5 protein-coding genes are annotated in these 3,547 nt (G+C 36.6%); 1 reads left to right on the forward strand and 4 read right to left on the reverse strand.

The genetic code is table 11. The features are described 5' to 3' along the window. Positions 1–107: 107 nt before the first annotated feature. Positions 108–449 carry a YajD family HNH nuclease gene (locus tag GQR46_RS17650; protein ID WP_007581433.1) on the reverse strand — a complete coding sequence of 114 codons (342 nt, stop codon included), beginning with the start codon at positions 447–449 and terminating at the stop codon, positions 108–110. Positions 450–593: 144 nt separating this feature from the next. Here GQR46_RS17650 and GQR46_RS17655 point away from each other — a divergent pair, with 144 nt between their 5' ends. Continuing rightward, complete coding sequence (locus tag GQR46_RS17655; protein WP_007581432.1) at positions 594–1,070, forward strand: YqhA family protein; 477 nt, start codon at positions 594–596, stop codon at positions 1,068–1,070. Positions 1,071–1,165: 95 nt separating this feature from the next. Here the strand turns inward: GQR46_RS17655 and GQR46_RS17660 are convergent, their stop codons facing one another. From GQR46_RS17660 to GQR46_RS17670, 3 genes are all read right to left on the reverse strand, one after another. Beyond that, positions 1,166–2,101 (reverse strand): hypothetical protein, encoded by a 936-nt coding sequence (locus GQR46_RS17660; RefSeq protein ID WP_165741775.1) that lies wholly within the window; start codon positions 2,099–2,101, stop codon positions 1,166–1,168. Between the two features lie 85 nt (positions 2,102–2,186). Further along, positions 2,187–2,801 carry an ACP phosphodiesterase gene (locus GQR46_RS17665; RefSeq protein ID WP_165741776.1) on the reverse strand — a complete coding sequence of 205 codons (615 nt, stop codon included), beginning with the start codon at positions 2,799–2,801 and terminating at the stop codon, positions 2,187–2,189. A gap of 154 nt (positions 2,802–2,955) precedes the next feature. Next, the gene (locus tag GQR46_RS17670; protein WP_007378461.1) at positions 2,956–3,450 is read right to left on the reverse strand and encodes a hypothetical protein; all 495 of its coding nucleotides are present in this window, start codon (positions 3,448–3,450) and stop codon (positions 2,956–2,958) included. Positions 3,451–3,547: the final 97 nt, after the last annotated feature.

A 3,547-nucleotide genomic window follows, 5' to 3' on the forward strand; every position in this document is an offset into this window, starting at 1 on the left:
ACCAATTTAAAGTTAATTTTGAGGTTGCTTCGGTTTATAACCGTTCACCCTCAAAATGCCATTTAAATTAATAAAATTTTAGGTTTAAGCTCTTAATTTAACTAATATTACTTTGATTTATTAAGCATCGCTTTTAAATCGGCAAATGGAGAATGCGTCGCAGCCTCAACTTTGCGATCTGTAGTCGACCCGCCATACATAATATGCTCGTGGTATTTATTGTGCTCATTGTCGTGGCAATAAATACACAATAACTCCCAGTTACTTCCGTCTTCAGGATTATTACTGTGGTTATGATCAACATGATGCACCGTTAACTCACGTAAATTTGAGTATTCAAACTCACGAGCACAACGCCCGCATACCCAAGGATATAATCTTAAGGCTTTTATTCTATAACCTTCCTCTTGCTTAACATAAGCCTGAGGTACATCGTTATTCTTACTCATAATATTCCAGTTAAATTTGTTATTTCTATGCTTAACAAGTAAATAGCCAATATGTTAAAGCAAATATAAAAGTAAAAAGTTCGTAAGGGATCTAACTTAAGCTACGTTTCGTATAAGTCAGGTCTAATTATAAAGTTGAGCAACATGGAAAATATATTCCAAACAAGTCGGTTTTTGGTCGTAATCGCCGTTATTACCGCTGCAATATCATCATTACTCGTTTATGTTTCATGCATTAATATTGTAGCTAATATAGTAATAACAACGCTATTTGACCTGCCTGATTCAGCTAAAGCCGGTAAAGCCCTAATAGTTGAACTACTGAAAATTCTTGATTTGCTACTAATCGGAATTACCTTACAAGTTATTGCTATTAGCTTGTACCGACTATTTATAACACCATCTAAGCCTGAGGAAAGTAAATTTCTTGCTGCTTTTAATATTAAAGACTTTCATGATTTAAAAATAACTCTGGTACAAGTAACTTCGGTTGTACTGGTAATACTATTTTTAGAGCACGCAGTTGAGTTCGGCGGCACAATAGAAACACTCTACTTAGGTATTGCCATTGCGATCGTTATTGCAGCATCTACATTTGCATGGCGCTCAATGAAAGACTAACTAAGCACTCATTACTATTAAGTAATTACATGCAGGTGTAATTACTTATCCCTAAAATTCTGCAAAAACTTAAGTGAGAGCCCCAGCACTCAATATTAAAAAAACTTAATTACTGACAAGTCACCAAAAGAAGTATCTATATGCCTACCTGTTTGCTCCCACGCACGTAGTACTACCATGAGTTTTTTGTTACTTGAAGTCCAAGAAATACCACCGCCGTATGCCGCTACTTTTTCACCGCCCGAATCTTTTAACCCCAGCCCAGGGTCTGTATTTCGAATATTTCCCTTACCTACTTTGTATTCAGCAAATACGTGAACATTATGCGGCAACGAAAATGATAAAAGCGAGCCAATACTCGCCCCGTACGAATTAGAAATTAACTTAGTGACCTGTGGTGCAGACGAATTTAAAAAATCAGCCTGAAACACAATATTATCTTTATTCTCAAGAGATACATGCTTGAAAGACCACGCGCCAACAACACTTAACGACAAGTCAAATTTGCTGCTTAGCTTTGGTCTATTAAGAAAAAAATGCTCAAACAAAGACTCTTTATTATTAAAGGTATAAAAGTTGTGTTGGCCAGATAGCTCAAACTTGGTTGAACGTGTATTTTGCGAGAAAATTTGATCCGTTTGATTGCCGCTTAAATTGCTAGCCGTGCTTTGTAGCCCTTCAAGCGTTTGATAGTTAAATGTGATTTTAGAATTTTTAAATTTTCTATACGAAAGCAGTATATCTTGTGTTTTTGTTTCAACATCATCTTCAAAAATATCGGCAGAATAACCAATTTCAATGTCGTTAATATCAAAAAACACACCCACACGTTGATTGTTTATGGGCTCTAACGAAAACAGTGTTTTTTGATTATTTCCAGCCAAGTCGTCATATATTAACGCGTGGCTAGTGTTAGGGTTTGAAATAGTGGTTCGTACCGACTTTAAGTCAAAGTCGAAAGCCAATACAGCACCAGATTGAAATGCCGCTAAAACAGCAAAGCTCACAATAACCAAGTAATTGCGATTCATTAAAAACACTCAAAAATTAATTTGTATTAGAGTAGCGTTTTTTTTACCTTAAATTATCACAAAAGGTTAACAATTGATGAAAACTTTAAATAATGCGCTTTATGCCATTTTTTGAGGTGCTTTCAAGATCAAACTCACTTACATGCTTAATTAGCTCCGGGAAGAACGCTAAAAAAACGGCTTCTAATTCATCGTAATTCCGTGCTATGTCATCAGCCGCGCCAGCAAAAGTGTTAGTAAAGCGAATACGCTTGGCAATATTATCAAGTGCTAGCCCTATTCCATCCATGGTTTCGTATTCTTTAAACCAATCGTTTTTAGTCATACTTGTTACAACATGCTGCATACGCGTTGGCATAACAGGTATGCGATTATTTAAAAGCTGATAGCTGGTGTACTTAAAGTCACTTAAAGGTTGCTTGCTAAATCGCTGCCAATGCACAATTAAAAAATGATCAAACACCACATCAATAGCTACACCAGCAAAGCGCTTACGCTCGGGTGAAAAGTACTGTTTAGCGTGTTTTACTACTGGGTGAGAGTCGGTAAATTTATCGACTAAATAGTGGTTATCGAGCCCGTTTATAACCGTATTTGGTAAGTGTTCTACATGCCTTTTACCACCAAAGTCGCCCAACAAGTTCCCAAAGTGAGAATCGGCTGTAGGCTGTGCTAAATAAAGGTGAGCTAAATAATTCAAAGTGTTCTCGGGCTTAGTATTAATACAGTTAAAATAATAACTTAGTTGTAAGCGCTACTTAAAGTTAGATTTTATGCCTAATCAAAAAAATAGCATAAAAAAGGTGAAACTAAGTTTCACCTTTCATATTAATTTTGAAACTAATTAGCTAGCATTACGCTGTAGAAACGTTACTTGCGCCTGCATTGTTAAGTATTTCTTCAATAGCGTTTTTGTTGTCACTATCGTACTTAATACCAATTAATATAGAGCCTTTTTCAATGGCGTCTTCGTAGTACTTAATTTCGTGCTCGGGGATAAACGCACCAACTGCGGCACCTAAAGTACCACCTACTGCAGCACCTGCGCCACCAGCGGCAAATGCAGCGACTAATGGACCGGCAACTAATAAGCCTGTACCACCTGTTGCTACAGTCCCTACAGCAGTAAATCCACCAATAATTGCAGCAAGAATACCACCTGAAGCCGCGCCTATAATGCCGCCTTCGGCAGCTTTAGTACCTTCGTCTACAGCAAAATCTTCCTTTGCGTATGAGTCGTTGGCTACAATACTAATATCAGCTTCATTAATACCTAAAGCTTCTAATCTATAAATTGCGAGTGTTGCTTGTGATGCACTTTCGAATAACCCAGTAATAACGGTACTCATAATAACTCCTTTATTTATTTAAGAAAATACACTTACTACCAAGCAAAACTCAAACCAAGTAAATTATCATTTAAAATCAATAAGATAAAACAAAACC

It is taken from the genome of Pseudoalteromonas sp. Z1A6 (assembly GCF_011378745.1).
GTDB classification, from domain to species: domain Bacteria; phylum Pseudomonadota; class Gammaproteobacteria; order Enterobacterales; family Alteromonadaceae; genus Pseudoalteromonas; species Pseudoalteromonas arctica.

Bases quoted from the DNA above. Each gene is read 5' to 3' on its own strand.
- GQR46_RS17655 (WP_007581432.1), top strand. From the start codon at position 594: ATGGAAAATATATTCCAAACAAGTCGGTTTTTGGTCGTAATCGCCGTT.
- GQR46_RS17660 (WP_165741775.1), bottom strand. From the start codon at position 2,101: ATGAATCGCAATTACTTGGTTATTGTGAGCTTTGCTGTTTTAGCGGCA.
- GQR46_RS17670 (WP_007378461.1), bottom strand. From the start codon at position 3,450: ATGAGTACCGTTATTACTGGGTTATTCGAAAGTGCATCACAAGCAACA.
- GQR46_RS17650 (WP_007581433.1), bottom strand. From the start codon at position 449: ATGAGTAAGAATAACGATGTACCTCAGGCTTATGTTAAGCAAGAGGAA.